Source organism: Saccharopolyspora sp. NPDC002578 (assembly GCF_053592695.1).
In genome coordinates, this window is sequence record NZ_JBSFWJ010000026.1 from 21,871 (window position 1) to 43,141 (window position 21,271).

Below are 21,271 nucleotides of genomic sequence, written 5' to 3' on the forward strand. Positions count from 1 at the left end.
GAGCTCGGCTTCGGCCGCCGTTCACCGCGCGTAGCGCGCGCTCCCGGCGGCCCGGTGGTTCACACCGCGCGGAGCCGGTCGGCCACCTGCTCCGGCGTGACGTCGTTGATCCACACGCCCATGCCGGATTCCGATCCGGCGAGGTACTTCAGCTTGTCCGCGGAGCGCAGCACCGAGAACAGCTCCAGGTGCAACCAGGACAGGTCCCGGCCGGTCCGGACCGGGGCCTGGTGCCAGGCCGCGATGTAGGGCAGCGGCCGGTCGTAGAGGCCGTCGAGGCGCCGCAGCACTTCCAGGTAGGTGGTGGCGAAGTCGTCGCGTTCCGCGTCGGTGAGGGCGACGAGATCGGGCACCTGGCGGTGCGGCACGACGTGCACTTCGACGGGCCAGCGGGCGGCGGCGGGCACGTACGCGGTCCAGTGCTCGGAGTCCACGATCACGCGGCGGCCGGAGGCGCGTTCGGCCGCGAGCACGTCGCCGAGCACCGGCCTGCCGTGCTGCGCCCGGTAGTCCTCGGCGGTCCGCAGCATCCGCTCCGTCTTGGGCGTGACGAACGGGTACCCGTAGATCTGCCCGTGCGGGTGGTGCAGCGTCACGCCGATCTCTTCGCCCCGGTTCTCGAAGCAGAAGACCTGCTCCACGCCGGGTGTCGCGCCGAGTTCGGCGGTGCGGTCGGCCCACGCCTCCACGACGGTCCGCACCTGGGCGGGGGTGAGCTGGCCGAACGAGGTGTTGTGGTCGGAGGTGAAGCACACGACCTCGCAGCGCCCGCGCGCCCGCCCGGTCGGCACCATCGGCATTCCGTCCACTGCGGACGGATCGGGTTCGGCGGCGGCGAAGGACGGGAACTGGTTCTCGAACACCGCGACCTCGTAATCGGCCTCGGGGATCTCGGTGAGCCTGCCCGGCGTGCTCGGGCACAGCGGGCACTGGTCGGCCGGGGGCTTGTAGGTGCGGGTCTGGCGGTGCGCGGCCATCGCGACCCACTCGCCGGTCAGCGGATCCCGCCGCATCTCGGAGACCGGTGGCCGCGACGGGAGGTCGCGCCCGTCGACGGCGTCGCGCGCGCTCGCCGGATCGGTGTCGTAGTAGAGGATCTGCCTGCCGTCGGCCAGTTCCCGGACGGTGCGCTTCACCGCGCGGCCTCCTGATCGCTGCCGGCCTGTTCGGGGCCGGGCTTGTCTGCTGCGGATTCCGCGGTGAGCACCGATTCGGCGATCACGAGCTCGTGCACCTGCTCGGCGAGCAGCTGCCTGGCGTCGGCGGGCAGGCCGTCGTCGCTGATCAGGACGTCGACTTCGGCGAAGTCGACGATGGTGGAGATGCCGACCGTGGACCACTTCGCGTGGTCGGCGACCACCACGAGCCTGCTGGCCGCTTCGGCCAGTGCGCGGTTCGTTTCGCTCTCGTTGAGGTTCGGCGTGGTGAACCCGGCGCGCGGCGCCATCCCGTGCACGCCGAGGAACACCAGGTCCAGGTGCAGGGCGCGCAGCGATTGCACCGCGACCGGACCGACCAGGGCGTCCGACGGGGTGCGGACGCCGCCGGTGAGCACCACGGTCCGGTCGGTGCGACCGCGCTGCTGGAGCACGTCGGCGACGCGGACGGAGTTCGTCACGACCGTCAGGTCGGGGATGTCGTCGAGGTGCCGGGCGAGGGTCCAGGTGGTGGTGCCCGCGGACAGGCCGATGGCGGTGCCGGGTCGCACGAGGCTCGCCGCGGCGCGGGCGATGGCTTCCTTCTCGGCGAGCTGGCGCACGGACTTCGCTTCGAAGCCGGGCTCGTCGGTGCTGCGGCCGAGGGTGGTGGTGGCGCCGCCGTAGACCTTCTCGACGAGCCCTTGGCGAGCGAGCGCGTCGAGGTCGCGCCGGATGGTCATGTCGGACACGCCCAGGCGCAGCACGAGCTCGCTGACCTGGACGGCGCCGGTGCGCCGCACCTCGTCGAGGATCACTTCCTGGCGTTGGCGTGCGAGCACTCCACCCGTCCCATCCAGCCGGCCCGGACCGCTCGTCATCGGGCGGGCACTGCGTCGGTGCGCATCCTGTTCGTGAGGATGCTGCTGACTTGACTCGTCAAGTCAACATGAACCAACACTACCCGCAATGACTCACCGGGAAAATCGGGGTATCCACCGAAAGTGATCACCAAATGTGTTCGATGCTGTTGGATTTTCGGGCAGATTGCTCCGAATGAACCCTTCCGGACGGTACGAGGATCACACGCAGGCACCAACGCCCGCGAAACAGGTCACCACCGGCGCCGCCGATCAGCCGCTCGCCACCTCCGGCCGGAGCAGTCCGCGCCCACGACCGGGTCGAACACCTCCCGCCGGGACCGCGGCGGGATCACGCCAGGTGCCCCGGCAGGATCATCCGCAGCAGCGCGCCGCCCTCCGGCGCGGCACCGGCCCAGACGCTACCGCCGTGCCGCTCCGCCACCTGCTTGACGATCGAGAGCCCCAGCCCCGAGCCGGGCAGCGTGCGCGCCAGCGACGACCGGTAGAACCGCTCGAACACGTGCGGCCGATCCGCCTCGGCGATGCCCGGCCCGCTGTCGGCGACCTCCAGCACCACCGAGCCGGCGCCGTCGGAGTGCATGCCGACCCGCACGGTGCCGCCGTCGCGACTCCACTTCGCCGCGTTGTCCAGCAGGTTCAGCACCGCGCGTTCCAGCGCCGTGGCGTCGCCCATCATCGACCACGGCTGCAACCGCACGTCGAACTCGACGGGACCCGCGCGCCTGCGCGCCCGGTTCAGCGCGCGTTCGACCACGTCGACGAGCTCGACCGGTTCGTGCACGGCCTGCGGAGCGTCCTCCCTGGCCAGTTCGACCAGGTCGCCGACGAGCGCGGAGAGCTCGGTGATCTGCCCGCGCACGTCCTCGAACATCTCCTCGCGGTCCTGTTCGGACAGCGCGGGCGCCCCCGGCTGCGCGGCGGCCATCAGCAGTTCCAGGTTGGTGCGCAACGAGGTCAGCGGCGTGCGCAACTCGTGCCCGGCGTCGGCGACGAGTCTTCGCTGCCGCTCCTGCGATTCGGCGAGCGCGCCGAGCATGTCGTTGAACGAGGTGGTGAGCCGGGCGAGCTCGTCGTCCCCGGACACGGGGATGGGCCGCAGATCCCCGGTCAGCGCGACGCGTTCGGTGGCCGCGGTGAGCCGTTGCACCGGGCGCAGCCCGGCGCTGGCCACGGCGGTGCCCGCGGCGGCCGCGAGCAAGATCCCCGCCCCGCCGATCACGACCAGCACCAGGCTCAGCTGCGCCAGCGTGGCCTTCGTCGGGGCGAGCGACTGCGCCATGACCAGCGCCCCGTTGTCCGCGGGCACCGCCACGATGCGGCTGTTGGTGGCGTCGTCGGTGCGGATGGACTTCGGCAGCTTCCCCTGCGCCACGGCCAGTTCCAGCGCCCCGGACGGCGGCCGCTTGCCCGGCGCCAGCTCCGCTCCGTTCGGATAGAGCACGCTGATCTGCAGGTTCGCCGCCGTGTAGAACGCCACGGGGACGCCCTGCAACCCTGCGGGAGCGCTGATCAGCGGCCCGGCTTCGGCTTCGACGGCACGGCGCAGCAGGCTGTCGTCGAGCTGCTCGTAGAGGCTGTCGCGCACGGTGAAGAACGCGCCGAGCGACACGAGCGCGACGGCTCCGGCCACGCACATCGCCGCCAGCAGCGTGACCCGGTTGCGCAGCGAGATGCGCTGCAACCGGTCGCGGCCGGGGCTCGCTTCGGGCGGTGGCGGGGCGGATTCGATCACGGCGGGGTCTCGCGGAGCACGTAGCCGACGCCGCGCACGGTGTGGATCAAGCGGGGTTCGCCTTCGGCCTCGGTCTTGCGGCGCAGGTATCCGACGTAGACCTCCAAGGCGTTGCCCGAGGTCGGGAAGTCGTAGCCCCACACGTCCTCCAGCAACCGGCTGCGGGTGAGGACCTGCTTGGGGTGCGCCATCAGCAGTTCCAGCAGCGCGAACTCGGTGCGGGTGAGGCTGATGGGGCGGTCGCCGCGGCGCACTTCGCGGGTGCCGGGGTCGAGGTCGAGGTCGGCGAAGTGCAGCGCGGGCGGGCTGTCGTAGCCGTCGTCCTCGGCCGGGGAGGCGCGGCGCAGCAGGGCGCGCAGCCGGGCCAGCAGCTCTTCCAGCGCGAACGGTTTCGGCAGGTAGTCGTCTGCGCCCGCGTCGAGGCCGGCGACCCGGTCGGAGACGGCGTCGCGGGCGGTGAGCACCAGGATCGGCAGGTCGTCGCCGGTGCTGCGCAACCTGCGCGCCACCTCCAGGCCGTCCAGGCGCGGCATCATCACGTCGAGGACCATCGCGTCCGGCCGCTGGTCGGCCAGCCAGTTCAGGGCCTGTTGACCGTCCGCGGCGAGTTCCACCTGGTAGCCGTTGAACTGCAACGAGCGACGCAGCGACTCGCGCACGGCCCGGTCGTCGTCGACGACGAGGATGCGCATGCGGACAGTGTTGCGCGAAGCCCTGAGAAGGACCTGAGAACGGGCCTCAACGCGCCCCGGACCCGCCCGGATGTGACTCGACTCCCAGCCGCACCAGCGGTTTCGCCGCCCGCCCCGTCAACGGAGACGTCCCGGTGGCCTGCCCGCGATCACGTTGCGAGCAGGCCACCGGGCAACACCGGCGCGACGGCTTCTCACCGCTGCTGGAAGTAGCGGATCAGGTTGCGCGGGACGAGCTTGCGCTCTCCGTCGACGACGATCGGCACCAGTTCGGGAGCGGTCGCCTTCCACTGCGAGCGCCGGTGCCGGGTGTTGCTGCGGGACGTCTTGCGTTTCGGAACTGCCATGCGGTGCTCTCCTCAGCGGGTGCGGTTGCCGTAGCGGCGGCGGAACTTCTCGACGCGGCCTTCGCTGTCGAGGACTCGCTGGTTCCCCGTCCAGAACGGGTGCGAGTCGGCGGTGATGTCGACGACGATCAGCGGGTAGGTCTCGCCGTCCTCCCAGGTGACGGTGTCCTCCGACGTCGCGGTCGAGCGGGTCAGGAACCGGGTTCCGGTGGAGCGGTCCTGGAACACGACCGGGCCGTACTCGGGATGGATGTTCGGTTTCACGTGTCTCCTCCTCGTGCTGGGACGACCTTGCTCGCCCGAGCGGGCTCGGGTGCCGGGACTACCCCGCGGCACCGCCTGCTCATGCCCGCCGTGCGGGTTCTCACCGGTCGCCGCCGCGTTCGCGCGACGCGGGCGCCTGTTCCGGTTCGTCTTCGGCGCACGGGTCCTCGTGCCACTCCCCGAACGGGTCCGGGAAGTCGCGCCACGCGGCCTCGCCGAGCGCCAGCTCCTCGTCGGTGAGCAGCGCAGCCAGCAGCGCGTCGCGGATGTCGCCGGGCTTCGCCTCGTGCGCGATGACCACGAGCTCCTGCAGCCGGTCGCCGTAGTAGTCGTCCCAGTTCAGCGAGGCCTTGACCTGGCGTTCCGGGTCCACTTCGGCCCACTGCTCGGGGCTCTGAGTCACCAGCCACGGCCCGGCGTGCCCGACGCGCAGACCGCCGCCCGCGGATTCGAGCCACAGCGCGGTGTCCGGCTGGCTGGCGACCCAGGCGCGGCCGCGGGTGCGCACGACTCCGTCGAGCAGCACGTCCAGCGAGTCGTGCAGGCGCTCGGGGTGGAACGGGCGGCGCTGCTCGAAGACGACCACGGAGACCCCGGCCTCGTCGTCGAGCGGGGGCTGCCCGCGCAGCAGCGGCCCGTGCGCGCCGTCGACCTCGCCGCGCCGGGCGTTGTCCGGGACGCGGCGCAGCAGCGCGGGCAGGTCGAGCCCGGCGAGCGCGGCGAACGGCGCGGCCGGGGTGAGCCGGTGCAGCACGGCTTCGCTGCGCACGGCCTGCCAGCGGTCGGCGTCGCCCGCGAGCACGACGGCGTCGGCGAATTCGACCTGCCCGACGCCGACCTGCGCGACGGTGCGCTCGTCGTCGGGGCTGCCGGCGAGCCCGCGTTCGTAGAGGGGTTCGTCGCCGCCCGCGTCGGTGAGCCAGCTCGGCAGGTCGACGGCGGTGACGACGGCCTGGACTTCGACGTCCTCGGCCACGGGCGCGGAGTCGACGACGACGTGCTCGATGGCCCAGCAGATCGCCTCGGGTTCCAGCGACGGGTCGAGGCGCACGACGATGCGCCGCACGTCGGGGGCGGCGGCGAGCCTGCGCAGCAGCGGCAGGAAGTCCTCGCGCAGCGTGCAGGAGACGCAGCCGTGGGCCAGTTCGAGCACGGTGAGCTGTTCGGAGTCGCCTTGCCGGAGGTGGCGGCGGACGACTCCGCCGGTGACCTCGCGCAGGTCGTGGTGCACGACGGCGGTGCCCTGCGGGTCGGTGGCGCGGGCGGATTCCGCGGTCGCCGCGACGTGCTCTTCGTGGAGCCCGGCCACCATGATCAACGGCACTCGGGCGGTCCGGGACGGTTCGGTTCTGTTGCCCACCTGCGGCCCCAATCGGGAACGGTTTTCATCTGCTGTGCCGACACGGTACCCTTAATGAAAACGACTGTCGTTACCAGGAGGCTCAGGTGTCAATCCGCTGCCAAGTGACCGGGAAGGAGCCCGGCTACGGCAAGCAGGTGTCGCACTCCCACGTGCGCACCAGCCGCCGCTGGCTGCCCAACGTGCAGCAACGCCGGTACTGGCTGCCCTCGGAGAACCGCTGGATCCGGCTGCGGGTCTCGGCGAAGGGCATCAAGACCATCGACAAGCGCGGCATCGAGTCCGTCGTCGGCGAGATGCGAGCACGAGGGGAGCGCGTCTGATGGCGAGCAACGACATCCGCCCGGTGATCAAGATGCGCTCCACCGCCGGCACCGGATTCACCTACGTGACCAGGAAGAACCGCCGGAACAACCCGGACCGCCTGCGCCTGCGCAAGTTCGATCCGGTCCTCGGCAGGCACGTGGAGTTCCGCGAGGAGCGCTGAGCGCGCCCGACTACCCCGAAGGAGGCCAGGTGGCCAAGAAGTCCAAGATCGCCCGCAACGAGCAGCGCAAGGTGATCGTGGCCCGGCACGCCCAGCGGCGCGCGGAGCTCAAGCGGATCATCTCCGCGCCGGGCAGCTCCGCCGAGCAGCGCGACGCCGCCGTGGCGGAGCTGTCCCGCCAGCCGCGCGACGCCAGCGCGACCCGCGTCCGCAACCGCGACGCCGTGGACGGCAGGCCGCGCGGGTACTTCCGCAAGTTCGGGCTCTCCCGAGTGCGCCTGCGCCAGCTCGCGCACCACGGCGAGCTGCCCGGCGTGACCAAGTCGAGCTGGTGATCACCGTGGCGACCAACGACCGCAGACCACCCCGCCGCAAGCAGAACCTGCTGCGCAAGGAGGGCGTCGTCCAGGTGGACTGGAAGGACGCGGCGCTGCTGCGCAAGTTCCTCTCCGATCGCGGCAAGATCCGATCGCGCCGGGTGACCGGGCTGACCATGCAGGAGCAGCGGGAAGTCGCGAACGCGATCAAGAACGCGCGCGAGATGGCCCTGCTCCCCTACCCGAGCCCCGCCAAGCGCTGACCCCACCGGACCCCCGAGCGGGCCTCCCGCAATTTCGCGAGAAATTGCGGGAGGCCCGGCAAAGGAACGCGCCAGGATCAGCCATCACCCCAGCGCACGACCTCCGTGAGTCGATCATGGCGGCGTGGCGGGCTTTCGATTTCTCGTGAAATTGCGCGAGTCGTCCACAGGTGGCGGATTCGTCCACCGCCGTTTCCGCCATGGTCGAGGCGGCCGGTCACCGTCCCGTGGACCGGCGGGTGCCGCCGCGTGCACAGCGGGTCACGACCCGTCCCGATGTGCTCCCCACCATCACGCCCGGAGCGGACGGCACGGCAGGATCGAGCCAATGACCACCGCTCGATCCACCGACCCGATGCCCGCGGCCGACCTCTACGACGTGCTGGCGCGCCGCCGCGACGTCCGTTCCGAGTTCACCGGCGGCGAGATCCCCGCCGACGTGCTGCACCGGGTGCTGACGGCCGCCCACAGCGCGCCCAGCGTGGGCCTGAGCCAGCCGTGGGACTTCGTGCTGGTCCGCGACGAGTCCACCCGGCGCGCCTTCCGCGAACACGTGCTCGCCGAACGCAGCGTGTTCGCCGCCGAGCTCAGCGGCGAGCGCGCCGACACCTTCTCGAAGATCAAGGTCGAGGGCATCGTCGAATCCGGCCTGGGCATCGCCGTCACCTACGACCCGGACCGCGGCTCCCCCGCCGTGCTGGGCAGGCACGCGATCGCCGACGCCGGCCTGTACTCGGTCTGCCTGGCCATCCAGAACCTGTGGCTGGCCGCGACCGCCGAAGGGCTCGGTGTGGGCTGGGTGAGCTTCTACCGGGAGGACTTCCTGCGCCGCCTGCTCGACATCCCGAGCGGCGTGCGGCCGGTCGCGTGGCTCTGCGTGGGTCCCGTCGACGCCCTCGCGGAAACCCCTGACCTCGAACGACACGGCTGGCGGCGGCGCGCTCCGCTGGAGGACGTGGTCCATCACGACAAGTACCGGCGCGGCGAGCCCCGGTAGCCTGTAGCAGGACGCGGGGAACGGGGCACGAGGGACACGATCTCGGAGACGCCGTGCGACAGGATGATTCGTTGATGTCGGGGCACATCCCCGCGCAGGATCGTCGTGTGCGGCTGCTGCTGGACTCCGGTCGGCTGCACGAGGCCGACGTGGCCTTCGACGAGCTCATCGCCACCGGCGTGAACCGGGTGGGCGAGCAGTGGAACCGGGCGACGGTGCTGGTGCACCGGGCGTGGTTGTCCTGGCGGCTCAACCGGATCCCGCAGGCGCTCGAACTGGCAGCGGAGGGCTGGACGGAGCTGGATTCCGACCAGCCCGCGGGCAAGTCGGCGGCCCAGACCATCAGCATCCTCGGCAACCTGCTGGAGACGATCGGGCACCGCGCCTCCGCGCTGGAGCTGATGACGCTCGCCGTGCAGGTGGCGCGCAAGGCCGGTGATCCGGAGACGCTGGCGCACTGCCTGGTCCGCCAGGCCAGCGCGCTGATCTTCCGCTCGGTGGCGCGGGACGTGGAGTCGGCGGAGCGGCTGTTCACCACGGCCCGCGACCTGTTCGACGAGGCGCTGCTGGTCGTCGACAAGGGCCAGCTGCAGCGCGTGGCGCTCGCGGGCGGTGCGCGGGCGCTGGCCGGGCTGGGCCGGCTGCCGGAGGCGGACCGGCTGGCCCGGCGTTCCTTGGAGCTGAGCAAGCAGACCGACGATTGGTTCTGCATGGCGGTGGCCAATTGGGTGCTGGCCGTGGTCCACCGGGACGAGGGCGATCTGCACGAGGCCCGGACCTTCGCGAGCCGCGCGCTGGACAACGCCGAGAGCATCGGCGACACGATGCAGATGATGCGGTATTCGCTGGACTTGGCCGCGATCTGCGTGCAGCTCGGCGACGCGGTGGGCGAGGCGGCGGCGCTGCGGCGCACGGTGCGCGCGAGCGGGATCGCGGTGGAGACCTTGCAGGAGGGTCTGGGGCAGGCGCTGGAGCAGCGGCGGGTCGCGGTGCAGGCGCAGCGGATGGCGACGGCCGCGCAGGAGGCCGCGGTGCGGGATCCGCTGACGGGCCTGGTGAACCGCCTCGGCCTGCAGCGCCAGGCGCCGGTCCTGCTGGAGACCACGGCGTCCCAGGGGCGCATCCCGTGGTTGGTCCTGCTCGACGTGGACTGGTTCAAGGATGTCAACGATCTTGCAGGTCATGCGGCAGGCGACGCGACGTTGCAGGAGGTCGCGCACTTGTTGCGACGGGAGTGCCGCGCGGACGACCTGCTCTGCCGCTGGGCCGGGGACGAGTTCGTGGTGCTGCTGGTGGACGACGCGGAGGATCCCCGCCATGCGGGCCCGGTCGTCGCGGAACGGATCCGCGCGGCCGTGGACCGGCACGATTGGCGCCTGGTGCTGGGCCGCACCCGGCAGCCGCCGACGGTGAGCATCGGCGTCGCCGGTGGCCCCGCGAAGCTGGACCACCTGTTCGCGGCGGCGGACATCGCGCTGTACCGGGCGAAACGGGCCGGGCGGAACCGGGTGGAGATCGACCGGGGAGATCCGGAGCAGGACCGGCCGGAGATCCAGGGCGGTTAGGATCGGCGGCCGTGCCCGCCGCCGACGCCGCCCCCGACGCGGACTCCCCGATCACGCGTGGACAATCCGCCCCGGAGTCCCGGAGTCCCGGAGTCCCGGAGTCCCGGAGTCCCGGAGTCCCGGAGTCCCGGAGTCCCGGAGTCCCGGAGTCCCGGAGTCCCGGAGCGGGGGCTGTCGTGGCTGAGCGGGCGGATCGCTGGTCCACGATCCCGGTTCGCCGCCGGGTGCTCGGGGTGGTCCGCACCTTGACCGCGCTGGACCGGTTGCACGACGTCTTCGCCGTGCTCGCGGACGATTTCCGCGTGGAGGCGCGCTTCACCGTCGCGGCCGGTTCGGAGTTCGAGGCGGATCTGCAGGACCACTTGGACGCGGCACGGATGCGTTCGCTGCCGTGGCGGGACGCGACGAAGGACCACGTCGACCTGGCGATCTCCCCCAGCAGCAACGGCGCCCTGCACGAGCTGGACGTCCCGGTGCTGACGCTCCCGCACGGCGCGGGCTACCACAAGCTCCGCCCGACGGATTCGGGTGTGGCGCGGGGGATTTCCGGTCTGTCGCCGGAGCAGCTGCTGCACGGGGGCCGAGTGGTCCCGGAGGTGCTGGCGCTCTCGCACGAGAACCAGCTGGCGCTGCTGCGCGATTCCTGCCCCGAGGCGGCCGAGCGCGCGATCGTCGTCGGCGATCCCTGCTACGCCCGGCTCCGAGCGAGCCTGCCGATGCGCGAGCACTACCGCGCGGAACTGGGCGGGCGGCGGACGGTGCTGATCAGTTCGACCTGGGGCCCGCACTCGTTGTTCGCCCGCCACCCGGAGCTGCCCGCGGAATTCGCCGCGATGTTCCCGGATTCGCAGGTCGTGCTGGTGCTGCACCCGAACGTCTGGTCCCGGCACGGCACGTGGCAGCTGGGCCAGTGGACCCGCCGGGCGCGGCGGGCGGGGCTGGTCGTGGTCCCGCCGCAGCGGGGTTGGCGCGCTGCGCTGGTGGCCGCGGACGTGGTCGTGGCCGACCACGGTTCGCTGGCGCTGTACGCGGCGGCGCTCGGGAAACCGCTGCTGTCGGCGGGTTTCGGCGACACCGAGGTCGCGCCGGGCACGCCGATCGCGGAGCTCGGCGCGCGAGCGCGGCGGCTGCGCGCGGGAGATCTCGTGCGCCAGGTGGACGGCGCGACACCGGTCCCCGGCCACGAGGACCTGGAGGCGCGGGCCTTCCTGCCGCCGCTGAACGCGGTGTCCCGGCTCCGCGCGGTCCTCTACGACCGGCTGGGCCTGCCGGAACCCGCGTTCCCGGCCGCCCCGGAACCGGTCACCCCGTTCACCCCGCAGCCCTGGCTCGACTAGTCGAGCAGCGCGCGCAGGCGCGGGGCGTCCGGGTCGTGCTCGGTCTCCAGGATGTCGACCGCCTCCGCCAACGCGTCCCGGGCCGCGGCCTCGTTCCCGTTGTGGCGCAAGGACTTCGCGAGCAGTTCGAGCGGTTCGGCCAGGTCGTGTCCTCCGCCGCCCGCCCGGATCCCGGCTTCGGCGACGCGCAGTTCCTCGATCGCCTCCGCGTGCCGTCCCAGCGCCTGGTGCGCGCGTGCGGCGACGACCCGGATGCGGCCGGGCGTGCGCCGATCGTTCGGGAACTCCCGGAGCCGGTGCCGCGCGGAGTCCAACGCCTCCAGCGCAGCCCGCGGATCTCCCCGCCCGACCAGCGACCGCCCGATGAGGTATTCCTGCAGCGCGACGGCACGGGGTTTGCCGAGTTCGAGGTTGATCTCCCGGGACTGCGCGAACAGCGCCAGCGCCCCGTCCCAGTCCTGCACCGCGGCCCGCTCCTTGCCGAGGAATTCCAGCGCCGAGGCGAGCACCCGCCGGTGCCCGGCCTGCTCCGCGAGCGTCCGCGCCCGTTCACCGGATCGCCGCGCCGCCGCGAAGTCCCGCAGTTCCAGCAGGAGCTGGGTCTGCAGCGTGCGCAGCCGCGACTCGGCGACGGCGTCACCGCACCGCTCGGCCGCGGCTACGCCGAGCTCCAGCGCGGGCACCATGTCCGCGTAGTACTTGTGCTGGTGGTGCAGAGTCCACAGCGGACTGTCGCAGAGCGAGATCACCGCACGGTCCCACCCGTGCTCGAAAGCGGCGGCGAGGACGTGGACGAGGTTCACCCGCTCCCGCTCCAGCCACGCCAGCGCGGCGTCCCGCGTGAACGGTTGCGGCCCCGCGACCAGCGGGTCGTCCTGCCCGATCCGCAGCCGGTCCGGCTCCATGACGGCACGGTCCGCGTAGGCACCCCGTGCCCGGTACCAGTCCACGAGCCGCCGCAGCGCGCCGCCGTCCTCACCGCGCAACCGTGCGGCGTGGAGGCGGACGAGGTCGTGGAACCGGTATTCGCCCCGGTCGGTGCACTCCAGCAAGTTCGCGTCGTGCAGGTCGTAGAGCAGGTCTTCGGCGTCGTCGGAGGAGATCTCGGCGAGCGCGGCGACGACCTCGGCGGAGAAGGTCGGCCCGGGCACGTGCCCCAGCGACCGGTACAGCTCGCGCTGCCGCTCGGTGAGCGCGGCGAGTACCTGCTCGAAGTGCTCCAGCACGACCGGCACACCGTCCTCGATGAACTTCTCCAGCCGCCCTTCGCCTTCCAGGTCGGCCACGACCCGCGCCAACGCGCGCCCCGGCCGCTTCGCCAGCAGGCCCGCGGTGATCCGGAGCGCGATCGGCAACCCGCCGCACAGCTCCACGAGCCGCCGCGCCTGTTCCGGCTCGTCGTCCACCCGTTCCCGGGCCCCGACGCGCAGCAGCTCCACACCGGATTCCGCGTCGAGCCGCCGCAACCCCAGCGGAACCACGCCCCGGACGACGAGCTCCGGCCACTGCCGCCACCCGATGAGCACCAGCAAGCCGTTGGCCGAGGTCGGCACCAACGGCAGGAACTCCGCTGGTGCCGCCACGTTGTCGAGCACCAGCGCCACGTCGTGCTCGCGGGTGAAGCTGCGGAACCGCCCCTCGGCCGAGTCCGCGTCGACGGGCACCTCCAGCCCGAAGGCGCGCAGGCAGTGCTCGATCACCCGCTGCTTCGACGCGGGCCGATCCTGCAGATCGATGCGGACCACGTGCCGGAAGACCTGCGAAGACTCGTGCATCCACTGCCGCACCAGTGCCGTCTTCCCTGACCCCCGCGGCCCGGTGACCAGCACGCAGGCCGGGTAGTCCCCGCTGCGAGCCACCGCCGCATCCAGCTCGGCGCGCTCGGTTTCGCGGTCCACGAACCCGGCCTGCCCCGGCGGCATCTCCTCCGCGCGCAACGCCACCGGAACCCGCTGGTGGACGTGCACCTGCCCGATCGACCCTGCCTGGATGAGCTGCTCGACGTCGCCGCGGTTCTCGTTGCCCATGCCCACTCCCCCAGACCGCATCGGCACGGCCGGCTCGGCTCTCCAGTGACGATCACCTCACCATACGCGACCACTCGATCACCAACGGCCGCTTCACCACTCCCTGCTGTCGCCCGGCGATCCCCGGCCGGTACCCTCCGAGGGTCGACACGTCGACGCACGCCCCCGTAGCTCAGGGGATAGAGCACGGCTCTCCTAAAGCCGGTGTCGCAGGTTCGAATCCTGCCGGGGGCGCATTTTCGCTGGTGAAGGACGCGAGGATTCGGTCGGTTCAAGATCGACCCCCGCTGAACCCTGCAATCGAGATCAGTTCTCCGACGCCTCGGATTCCTGTGCGAGTCGCCATGCCGCGTAGTCGCGGGCGAGACCGGCCCGGTGGTGCAGGCCGGGGCCGGTGCGAGTGATCGTCCAGTGCGTCCACATGCCCGCGAGGTAGACGGCGAACGCGGTCAGGTGCGCGTCGTCGGTGCCCTGCAACCCCTTCAAGTGGGTGCGCGCCCACTGCTCGGCGTCGGCTGGCTCGTGTCCGGCTTCGATCAGCCGGAGAACGATGAACGCCGGATCGACCCAGGCAGCTCCCGCGCCGGGGAACGCCCAGTCGATCACGCGGGCGGGGCCGTCGCCGATGATGATCTGATCCCCGTGCAGGTCGGTGTGCACGAGCCGATCACCGTCGACCAGCGTCGGGAACGCAGCCGACCATCGAGCCGCATCGGCTAGGTCCCACCCTTCGATGAGCTCAGGCGCATCGGCGTCGAGGCGTCCCCACCAATCGTAAGCGCCGAACCGCTTCCGCAAGGGCCGCGTGTCGTCACCGGGGCGAGCCCCGATCCGATTGACCACGTCAGCTACGACCGGCAGATCGACCGATCCGGTGCTCAGATCCGCGGGGCGACCGGTCAGGTACTCGAACCCGACCACGAGCCATTCCCCGATGTCCTCGGAAAACAGCACAGCGGGCGCCAAGTCTCCGGCGAGCGTGCTGGTGGTGATCTCGTTGCGCAGGTGCCGCATTCGCCGACTGACGCCTTCGACGCCCTTGACGAACACGCGCCCGGCGGCGGTGTCGAGCACCGCGGCGAGGTCGCTGCTGCGCCCGTTGGTGATGTCAACCGCGGACGAGACGGGGCCGACGTGCCCCCGCACGAAATCCCGCACCTCGCCGGGAAGTTCCTGCCAGGTGGTCACGTCGGCCCCTTCGATCACTTGCGGGTGTCGGTGTTCTCGTTGCCGTCCGTGCCCGACGCAGCGCAATTGCCTTCCTCGTGGCAGCTACCGCACTTGTAGGCGTCCACGATCCACAGCTCAGCGTCGACGGCGTATCCGGCGCGGCGGATGGCGTCGATCGTGCATCCCGCACGCTCGCCGGGGACTGGCCCGGGGCACCGCCCCGATCAGGTGCCACCCGTCGGTGCCGCCTGGCGCCTTTCCCACCGCCTGGTGCAACGACCCTCGCCGTCGACCAAGCGCCGGGGTGATCGGTGACGAATCTCCGGTGTCCGTCGAGATGACCATTCGGGCGGTGGCCGGGTGACGCGGTCGAAGCCGCCGGGGTGGGGGAAGGAACCACGTGTTCGGTCGGAACCAAGTCGTCAAGATGATCAACCGGAGCTCGGAGAACCAGACTGATCGGCGCCGCTTCCTGCGCAGTGCCGGGTTGGGCGGTCTGGGGGTGGTCGGTGCCACCACGATGTCGTCCGCGGTGTTCGCTCCGGCGGCCACCGCGGCGGAGGCGCCCAGCGATGGGGCGGTCCTCAACTTCGCGCTCAACCTGGAGTACCTGGAAGCGCAGTTCTACTCCTACGCCGTGACCGGAGCGGGCATCCCGGACAAGCTGACCGGTGGTGCGGGGGCTCGCGGCGGGGTGACCGGCGGCCACTCCGTGCGGTTCGAGAGCAAGATGGTCCGCCAGTACGCCGAGGAGATCGCGGCGGACGAGCGGGCGCACGTGGAGTTCCTGCGCAGCGCGCTGGGCTCGGCCGCGGTGGCGCAGCCGGAGATCGATCTGCAGAACAGCTTCACCGCCGCGGCGCAGGCCGCCGGTCTGGTCCGGTCCGGGGAGGCGTTCGACCCGTTCGCCAACGAGGACAACTTCCTGCTGGCGGCCTACTTGTTCGAAGACGTCGGGGTGAGCGCGTACAAGGGTGCCGCGCCGCTGGTGTCGAACAAGACTTATCTGGAGGCGGCGGCGGGGATTCTCGCGGCCGAGGCCTATCACGCGGCGAACATCCGCAGTGCGCTGTACTCGAAGGACACCGGTCTGCTGGGGACGGGGCTGCTCGGCCGCGACCTCAAGGAAGCTTCGGTCAAGCTCTCCGATGCCCGGGACTCCTTGGACGGCGCCGACGATCTCGATCAGGGCGTCGTGGACGAGAACGGGCGGGCCAACATCGTGCCCACCGATCAGTTCGGCGTCACCTACAGCCGCAGCGCCGGTCAGGTGCTCAACATCGTGTACCTGACCAACAAGGAGGCGACCTCGGGCGGGTTCTTCCCGCGCGGGGTCAACGGCGAGATCAACACGAGCGCCGCCAACGGCTGAGCGCGCGCCGGTTCGCCTGGCCCGGTGCGGCTCCCCGGGTCGGGCGGATCGGCCAGCGTCGGCACGATGCCCGGGCGGCACCCGGCGTCCGCCGCCGAACGGCCTTCACCTCGCGGAGCGGCACCGGCCGATCACTTCGCGCCCTCCGGGTAACCGCGCTTCTGGCTCCACAGCTTCGGGCGCTTGCCGGCGAATTCGTGCACGTAGCCGCAGTCGGCGCAGATCAGGCCCACGGCGGACTGGTTCGCCCACGCCATGCTGATCAGCTCGGCTCCCGAGGAGTTCAGCTTGACCTCGCGGGACCAGAACGCGTCGTGCCCGCACACCACGCATCGGACGGCCCGCCCCTTCACGGTGGCGAGCTTCGGTTTCATCTCGAACATTCCCATGGGTATCGACGGTGCCAGTGCGCCGACCGCACCGGCATCAGCCGATCGGTCCGGGCAGGTCGACCTCGATGGTGAGGCCGCCGTCGGGGCGCGCGGTGGCGGTGGCGGTGCCGTGGTGGCTGCCCGCGATGGCGCGGACGAGGGTGAGGCCGAGGCCGTGGCCGCGGGATCGGGTGCGGGTGCGGTGGCGGTGGAACGCCTCGAAGAGCCGGTCGGCGGCTTCGGCGGGGATCGGCTCGCCGGTGTTGGTGACGCGGATGGTCACCGCGCCCTCCGACGTCGCGATGGTCAGGTGCGCGCTGCCGCCGGGGTGGTTGTGGCGGACGGCGTTCTGCAGCAGGTTGATCACCAGGTGGTGCAGCAGGTCCTGGTCGCCGTCCACGCGGGCGGGGCGCAGGTCGGCGCGGAGGTCGATACCGCTCGCGGCCGCTTCGTCGCGCACCTGGTCCAGGGCGTGCTCGGCGACGGCGGTGAGGTCGACGGGGTGCGGGTCCGCGATGCCGTGGTCGGCGCGGGACAGGGCGAGCAGGGACTCCACTGTCGTGATGCTGCGGTCGTTGGTGGCGAGCAGTTTCGGGGCGAGCGCGGCGAGTTCGTGGTCCGCGGGGTGGGCGAGGGCCACTTGCAGCATGGTGCGGGTGGTGGCCAGCGGGGTGCGCAGTTCGTGCGAGGCGTTGGCGGCGAAGCGCTGCTGGGCTTCGAAGCTGGTGTGCAGGCGGTCGAGCATCGTGTCGATGGTGTCGGCGAGTTCGGTGAACTCGTCGCGGCGGCCGTCGAGCTGGATGCGTTCGTGCAGGTTGTCGCCCGCGACGGTGCGCGCGGTGGAGGCGATGCGGTGGACGGGGGCGAGGATGCGCCCGGCGATGATCCAGCCGAGCAGGAACGCGACCAGCGCCAATCCGATGAGCGCGACGCTGGAGACCTGCAGCAGCACGTCCAGGAAGTCGTCCCTGGTGGCGATGGTCGCCTCGAAGGCGGGGCGGATCGCGATCGCGCCGTCGGACGGCGTGCCCGGTCGTTGCAGCAGCGTGCTCGGCGCCGGGGCGTAGCGCGGGACGTAGCGCATCAGGGCGTAGACGGTGGCCAGCAGCAGCAATCCGCAGGCCAGCACGGCCCCGCCCAGCAGCAGGGTGAGCCGGACGCGGATGGACATCCGGCTGCGCCGCAGGGTCGCCGAGATGCTCACGCGGTGGCTCCCAGGTAGTAGCCGACTCCGGTGGCGGTGCGCAGGATCGGCGGGTCGCCGAGCTTGCGGCGCAGCGTGGAGACGGTGATGCGCACCGCGTTGGTGAACGGGTCGGCGTGCTCGTCCCACGCCTTCTCCAGCAGCTGCTCGGCGCTGAGCACCGCGCCGTCGGCGCGCATCAGCAGTTCCAGCACGGCGAATTCCTTGCGGGTCAGCCGCAGCGGCCGGTCGCCGCGGTGCGCGTCGCGGCGCGCGGGGTCGAGCCGCAGGTCGCCGTGGTGCAGCACGGGTGGTGCCGCGGGCGCGGCGCGGCGGCGCAGGGCGTGCAGCCGGGCGACGAGTTCGGGGAAGTCGAACGGTTTGACCAGGTAGTCGTCCGAGCCGAGGGAGAGCCCGTCGACCTTGTCGGCGAGGCGCCCGGCGGCGGTGAGCATCAGGATGCGGCATTCGGGGTGTTCGGCGACCACCTGCCGGCAGACGTCGTCGCCGTGCACACCGGGGATGTCCCGGTCCAGCACCATCACGTCGTACTCGTTGACGGCGACGCTCTCCAGCGCGGTGATCCCGTCCCCGGCGATGTCCACGGCCATGCCCTCCTTGTGCAGGCCGGACCGCAACGCCTCGGCGAGGAAGTCCTCGTCCTCCACGACCAACACCCGCACTGTGCCGCCCTTTCCGCGCCCGCGCTCCACCTGGCGGGAGCGTGCACATCGTCCACCCGCGGGCATATGGCGGACATATGGAGATCGCCAGACACCCGCGATAACCCCGGTCTGGCTTCATGGGTTCCGAACGCGGCGCACCGCCGAGGTTCACCTCCGGCGGATCGGCCGCCGGGCGGATTTCCGCACCAGGAAAGGACATTCCCATGCTCGCTCTGCGCAAGAAGGTCGTCGTCGCCGCTGCCGGTCTCGCCATCGTGCTCGGTGGCGCGGGCGGCGCCGTCGCGTTCGCCGGGTCGGACTCCGCACCGACCCCGCCGCTGGAGTGCTCGCCGTCCGTCCCGTTGGAGCGCGGCGCCCCCGGCTTGAAGACCGAGCCCGCGAAGCAGATCGGTGCGGCGCAGGACCAGCCGGGCACGCCGGTCGAGTGCGCGCCGTCGGTCCCGCTGGAGCCGGGCACGCCCGCCGTTCCCGCGCAGCCGATCCAGTCGCTGCCGGTCGAGCTGGAGCCGGGCACGCCCGCCGTCCCCGCGAACCCGGCAGGCGAGTGACCGTTCGGCTCCCCGACGTCCTGGCACGTCGGGGAGCCGTTCCGCTAACCCGCGACGACGATGATCCGCGCCTGTCCGGGATCACCGGAACCGACGGTGACGTGGAGGATCTCGGCCGCGCCGCCGCTGCGCCGGTGCCGCAGGCGCACCGTCCAGGATTGCCCGTGGCGCTCGGATTCCACGACCTCCAGCAGGGAATCCTCGCCTACCCAGTGCATCGTCAGGGCGGCACCGCGGGCGATGTCGCGGGCCTCCTGTTCGGTGAGCGCCGCGTCGGCCGCGTCCTCGCGCCGCCGATGCCAGCGCGAGGTCGCCGACCGGAACAGCGCTTTGGCGGCGGCCACGGTGGAGGCGTCCGCGCGGTTGCCGATCACGCCACCTAGACCGGCGGCCCCCACGTAGGACGCGACCTGGACGACGTACTCGACGTAGTCGACGAGCGCCCCGGGTGCTCCGCCGTAGGGCATGTCGCCGCGGGCCGGCGCGGGCGGGGCGTCCTCGTCGCGTCCGGTCTCGCGCGGTTCCTCCGTCGATCCCACGACTCGCCCCTCTCCCCCCGGGAACGTCCCGGCGCGTTTCGCTTGCGCCATCAGCAAACCAGAACCGGGCCCCGTGCACGGGCGGCTCGTCCACTTCCTCCGGCGGGGGTGCGGATCCGGCCGCTCAGCCGAGGCCGCAACCGCCTTCCGCGGCCGAACGGCCGAGGCACGGCTCCGCGAACCCGACCATGATCAGTGGTGTCACGGCCCTTCCAGGGGCTGGTCGGTGGAGCGAGGGATCGGGGGACGCGTGCGCGGTGCGGCGGACGAGCGGGGTGCCGGGCGGGTGCGACGGCCGTGGCGGACGGTGCGCAGGGTCGTGCTCGGCGCCGCGGGTGCGGTGCTGCTCGTCGGCGCCGTCGCCTTCGGGATCGGCTACTGGATCTGGCCCACCCCCGATCCTCGGCTGATCGCGGCGGAGACGAACCAGTCCGTGGCGGTGCTGCACTCCGATCGAACCGAGATGACGCGGATCGTGCCGCCCTCCGGCGACCGGACGATGGTGGCGGACCTGCACGGGGAGGTGTCGCGGCCGATGCGCGACGCCACCCTCGCCGCCGAGGACATCTCCTTCTACCGCAACCCGGGTTTCGACGTCGCCGGCATCCTCCGGGCGATGTGGGCGCAGGCGACGGGCAGCGCCGGGGGCGGCTCCACGATCACCCAGCAGTACATCAAGCTCGCCACCGGCGCCGACGAGCACAGCTACTTCCGGAAGTTCAAGGAGGTGGTGCTCGCGTTCAAGGTGACCAACGAGCTGTCCAAGGACGACATCCTCAAGGCCTACATGAACACCGCCTACTACGGGCGCGGCGCCTACGGGATCCACGCCGCCGCCGAGGCGTACTTCGGGAAGCTGCCCCGCGACCTCGATCCGAGCGAATCCGCGCTGCTGGCGGGAATGGTGCAGCGCCCCACCGAGAACGATCCGGCGTACGACCCGGAGCAGGGGCGGGCGCGCTGGGAGTACGTCGCCGGGCAGATGCAGCGCCACGGCCTCGTCGACGCCCCGGCGGACATGCGGCTGCCCGAGACCCGCGGTCGCACCGAGTGGAAGCAGGAGAACACCACCGGCACCGCTTACCACGTCCGGCAGCTCGCGCTGGCGGAAGCCGAACGCGCCGGTTTCACCGAGGACCTGCTCCAGCGCAACGGCGCCTCGCTCGTCACCACCATCGACGCCGACGCGCAGCGGGCCGCCGAGGGGGCCGTCGCGGGCGTCGGCGGCCCCGAGCTGCACGCCGCGCTGGTCGCCGTCGAACCGGGCACCGGCGCGGTGCGCGCGTACCACAGCGGCACCGACACCGTCGGCGGCTACGACTGGGCCGCGGCCCCGCAGCAACCCGGCACTGCGGTGGATCCCGTGGTCCGCGTGGCCCAGGTGCGCGAAGGTCCCACCGCGGTCGTGGCGTGCGACGGGCTGGACTGCGGCGAGTCGGCGCAGGCCACCCCGACCGACCCGGATTCCGTCCGGGACACCGCGATCCGGCTGGGGCTGCTCGGCGACGAGGCGGGCCGGGCCGACGTCGTCGACCTGCTCGCGGGCGAGCACCCGCTGAGCGCGACCGATTTCGCGACCGCCTACGCCGCGCTCGTCGACGGCCACCGGGCCCGGCCGCACTTCCTCGCGGCGATCGTCGACCGGGACGGCCGCGAGATCTTCTCCACCACCCCGGATTCCCGGCCCGCTTTCGACGGCGACACCGGCCGCGTGGCGAGCGGCATCACCCGCACGATCTGGCCGGAGGTCCGTCCGCGGCCGGCGGCGCTCGAATCGGGGCGCTACTACTCGATGACGGCGTGGGCGAACGGGTTCACCTCGCGGTACGCGACGTCGATCGTGCTCAGCGCCGCCGACGCGGAGAACAAACCCCGCTCGCTCGTCGACGCCGACGGCCGCCCGCTCCCCGGCGAATCCACCGCGGAGAAGATCTGGGAGCAGTTCATGATCAGCGTGGTCGAGTAGCGGGGCGTCGTTCCCGGTGACCGTCCTA

The 21,271-nt window shown here is 71.9% G+C and carries 23 protein-coding genes and 1 tRNA gene; 11 read left to right on the plus strand and 13 right to left on the minus strand.

Features of this window, described 5'->3' with window-relative positions:
- Window positions 1–59: 59 nt before the first annotated feature.
- The 7 genes from galT to mrf form a co-directional block, all read right to left on the minus strand.
- Complete coding sequence (galT, locus tag ACWD38_RS14780) at window positions 60–1,136, minus strand: galactose-1-phosphate uridylyltransferase (RefSeq protein ID WP_184476583.1); 1,077 nt, start codon at window positions 1,134–1,136, stop codon at window positions 60–62.
- Complete coding sequence (locus ACWD38_RS14785) at window positions 1,133–1,978, minus strand: DeoR family transcriptional regulator (RefSeq protein ID WP_184476581.1); 846 nt, start codon at window positions 1,976–1,978, stop codon at window positions 1,133–1,135. The genes galT and ACWD38_RS14785 overlap by 4 nt, the downstream gene beginning before the upstream one ends.
- A 370-nt stretch (window positions 1,979–2,348) precedes the next feature.
- Window positions 2,349–3,752: a sensor histidine kinase gene (locus tag ACWD38_RS14790; protein WP_343071170.1), complete on the minus strand. Its 1,404-nt coding sequence runs from the start codon at window positions 3,750–3,752 to the stop codon at window positions 2,349–2,351.
- Entirely contained in the window at window positions 3,749–4,444 is a 696-nt protein-coding gene (locus ACWD38_RS14795) for a response regulator transcription factor (RefSeq protein ID WP_184476579.1), read from the minus strand. Before ACWD38_RS14795 ends, ACWD38_RS14790 begins: the two co-directional genes overlap by 4 nt.
- Window positions 4,445–4,638: 194 nt before the next feature.
- Window positions 4,639–4,791, minus strand: coding sequence for a 50S ribosomal protein L32 (gene rpmF / locus ACWD38_RS14800; protein ID WP_184476577.1), 153 nt, complete (start codon window positions 4,789–4,791; stop codon window positions 4,639–4,641).
- A 12-nt stretch (window positions 4,792–4,803) separates the two neighbouring features.
- Complete coding sequence (locus tag ACWD38_RS14805; RefSeq protein WP_184476575.1) at window positions 4,804–5,055, minus strand: type B 50S ribosomal protein L31; 252 nt, start codon at window positions 5,053–5,055, stop codon at window positions 4,804–4,806.
- A 100-nt stretch (window positions 5,056–5,155) separates the two neighbouring features.
- A complete protein-coding gene (mrf, locus tag ACWD38_RS14810; RefSeq protein WP_450124235.1) occupies window positions 5,156–6,415 on the minus strand; it encodes a ribosome hibernation factor-recruiting GTPase MRF in 1,260 nt (419 codons plus the stop codon).
- Between the two features lie 86 nt (window positions 6,416–6,501).
- Here mrf and rpmB point away from each other — a divergent pair, with 86 nt between their 5' ends.
- The 7 genes from rpmB (at window position 6,502) to ACWD38_RS14845 (ending at window position 11,381) form a co-directional block, all read left to right on the plus strand.
- On the plus strand, window positions 6,502–6,738 hold the full coding sequence (gene rpmB, locus ACWD38_RS14815; protein WP_184476573.1) for a 50S ribosomal protein L28: 237 nt from the start codon (window positions 6,502–6,504) through the stop codon (window positions 6,736–6,738).
- On the plus strand, window positions 6,738–6,902 hold the full coding sequence (rpmG, locus tag ACWD38_RS14820) for a 50S ribosomal protein L33 (RefSeq protein WP_184476571.1): 165 nt from the start codon (window positions 6,738–6,740) through the stop codon (window positions 6,900–6,902). The genes rpmB and rpmG overlap by 1 nt, the downstream gene beginning before the upstream one ends.
- A 29-nt stretch (window positions 6,903–6,931) precedes the next feature.
- Window positions 6,932–7,237, plus strand: coding sequence for a 30S ribosomal protein S14 (gene rpsN, locus ACWD38_RS14825; RefSeq protein ID WP_184476569.1), 306 nt, complete (start codon window positions 6,932–6,934; stop codon window positions 7,235–7,237).
- A 5-nt stretch (window positions 7,238–7,242) separates the two neighbouring features.
- Window positions 7,243–7,482, plus strand: coding sequence for a 30S ribosomal protein S18 (gene rpsR / locus ACWD38_RS14830; protein WP_184476567.1), 240 nt, complete (start codon window positions 7,243–7,245; stop codon window positions 7,480–7,482).
- A 328-nt stretch (window positions 7,483–7,810) separates the two neighbouring features.
- The gene (gene bluB / locus ACWD38_RS14835; protein WP_184476564.1) at window positions 7,811–8,479 is read left to right on the plus strand and encodes a 5,6-dimethylbenzimidazole synthase; all 669 of its coding nucleotides are present in this window, start codon (window positions 7,811–7,813) and stop codon (window positions 8,477–8,479) included.
- Between the two features lie 74 nt (window positions 8,480–8,553).
- Entirely contained in the window at window positions 8,554–10,044 is a 1,491-nt protein-coding gene (locus ACWD38_RS14840; protein WP_184476562.1) for a GGDEF domain-containing protein, read from the plus strand.
- Between the two features lie 176 nt (window positions 10,045–10,220).
- Complete coding sequence (locus tag ACWD38_RS14845; protein ID WP_450124236.1) at window positions 10,221–11,381, plus strand: hypothetical protein; 1,161 nt, start codon at window positions 10,221–10,223, stop codon at window positions 11,379–11,381.
- Here ACWD38_RS14845 and ACWD38_RS14850 read toward each other — a convergent pair.
- On the minus strand, window positions 11,378–13,408 hold the full coding sequence (locus tag ACWD38_RS14850) for an AAA family ATPase (protein ID WP_450124237.1): 2,031 nt from the start codon (window positions 13,406–13,408) through the stop codon (window positions 11,378–11,380). The genes ACWD38_RS14845 and ACWD38_RS14850 overlap by 4 nt on opposite strands.
- Before the next feature lie 161 nt (window positions 13,409–13,569).
- Here ACWD38_RS14850 and ACWD38_RS14855 point away from each other — a divergent pair.
- Window positions 13,570–13,642 (plus strand) — tRNA-Arg (locus ACWD38_RS14855).
- Between the two features lie 72 nt (window positions 13,643–13,714).
- On the opposite strand, the gene ACWD38_RS14860 is transcribed toward ACWD38_RS14855, so the two are convergent.
- Complete coding sequence (locus ACWD38_RS14860; protein ID WP_450124238.1) at window positions 13,715–14,596, minus strand: phosphotransferase family protein; 882 nt, start codon at window positions 14,594–14,596, stop codon at window positions 13,715–13,717.
- 382 nt (window positions 14,597–14,978) lie between these two features.
- Here ACWD38_RS14860 and ACWD38_RS14865 point away from each other — a divergent pair, with 382 nt between their 5' ends.
- A complete protein-coding gene (locus ACWD38_RS14865; RefSeq protein WP_450124239.1) occupies window positions 14,979–15,950 on the plus strand; it encodes a ferritin-like domain-containing protein in 972 nt (323 codons plus the stop codon).
- Between the two features lie 131 nt (window positions 15,951–16,081).
- Here the strand turns inward: ACWD38_RS14865 and ACWD38_RS14870 are convergent, their stop codons facing one another.
- From ACWD38_RS14870 to ACWD38_RS14880, 3 genes are read right to left on the minus strand one after another with little or no spacing between them, the layout of a single operon-like run.
- Entirely contained in the window at window positions 16,082–16,339 is a 258-nt protein-coding gene (locus ACWD38_RS14870) for a hypothetical protein (RefSeq protein ID WP_221315673.1), read from the minus strand.
- A gap of 37 nt (window positions 16,340–16,376) precedes the next feature.
- On the minus strand, window positions 16,377–17,525 hold the full coding sequence (locus ACWD38_RS14875; protein WP_450124240.1) for a sensor histidine kinase: 1,149 nt from the start codon (window positions 17,523–17,525) through the stop codon (window positions 16,377–16,379).
- Window positions 17,522–18,187, minus strand: coding sequence for a response regulator (locus ACWD38_RS14880; RefSeq protein ID WP_184476554.1), 666 nt, complete (start codon window positions 18,185–18,187; stop codon window positions 17,522–17,524). The genes ACWD38_RS14875 and ACWD38_RS14880 overlap by 4 nt, the downstream gene beginning before the upstream one ends.
- A gap of 206 nt (window positions 18,188–18,393) precedes the next feature.
- Here ACWD38_RS14880 and ACWD38_RS14885 point away from each other — a divergent pair, with 206 nt between their 5' ends.
- Window positions 18,394–18,738, plus strand: coding sequence for a hypothetical protein (locus ACWD38_RS14885; RefSeq protein ID WP_184476552.1), 345 nt, complete (start codon window positions 18,394–18,396; stop codon window positions 18,736–18,738).
- A 44-nt stretch (window positions 18,739–18,782) separates the two neighbouring features.
- Here the strand turns inward: ACWD38_RS14885 and ACWD38_RS14890 are convergent, their stop codons facing one another.
- On the minus strand, window positions 18,783–19,277 hold the full coding sequence (locus ACWD38_RS14890) for a hypothetical protein (RefSeq protein WP_184476550.1): 495 nt from the start codon (window positions 19,275–19,277) through the stop codon (window positions 18,783–18,785).
- Window positions 19,278–19,503: 226 nt separating this feature from the next.
- Here ACWD38_RS14890 and ACWD38_RS14895 point away from each other — a divergent pair, with 226 nt between their 5' ends.
- The gene (locus ACWD38_RS14895; protein ID WP_450124241.1) at window positions 19,504–21,243 is read left to right on the plus strand and encodes a transglycosylase domain-containing protein; all 1,740 of its coding nucleotides are present in this window, start codon (window positions 19,504–19,506) and stop codon (window positions 21,241–21,243) included.
- The last annotated feature ends 28 nt before the right edge of the window (window positions 21,244–21,271 follow it).

What these genes read in the sequence shown, in the direction of transcription:
- ACWD38_RS14795 (WP_184476579.1), bottom strand. Translation starts at nt 4,444, where the DNA reads ATGCGCATCCTCGTCGTCGACGACGACCGGGCCGTGCGCGAGTCGCTG.
- rpmF (WP_184476577.1), bottom strand. Translation starts at nt 4,791, where the DNA reads ATGGCAGTTCCGAAACGCAAGACGTCCCGCAGCAACACCCGGCACCGG.
- bluB (WP_184476564.1), top strand. Translation starts at nt 7,811, where the DNA reads ATGACCACCGCTCGATCCACCGACCCGATGCCCGCGGCCGACCTCTAC.
- rpmG (WP_184476571.1), top strand. Translation starts at nt 6,738, where the DNA reads ATGGCGAGCAACGACATCCGCCCGGTGATCAAGATGCGCTCCACCGCC.
- ACWD38_RS14870 (WP_221315673.1), bottom strand. Translation starts at nt 16,339, where the DNA reads ATGGGAATGTTCGAGATGAAACCGAAGCTCGCCACCGTGAAGGGGCGG.
- ACWD38_RS14885 (WP_184476552.1), top strand. Translation starts at nt 18,394, where the DNA reads ATGCTCGCTCTGCGCAAGAAGGTCGTCGTCGCCGCTGCCGGTCTCGCC.
- ACWD38_RS14840 (WP_184476562.1), top strand. Translation starts at nt 8,554, where the DNA reads ATGTCGGGGCACATCCCCGCGCAGGATCGTCGTGTGCGGCTGCTGCTG.
- ACWD38_RS14850 (WP_450124237.1), bottom strand. Translation starts at nt 13,408, where the DNA reads ATGGGCAACGAGAACCGCGGCGACGTCGAGCAGCTCATCCAGGCAGGG.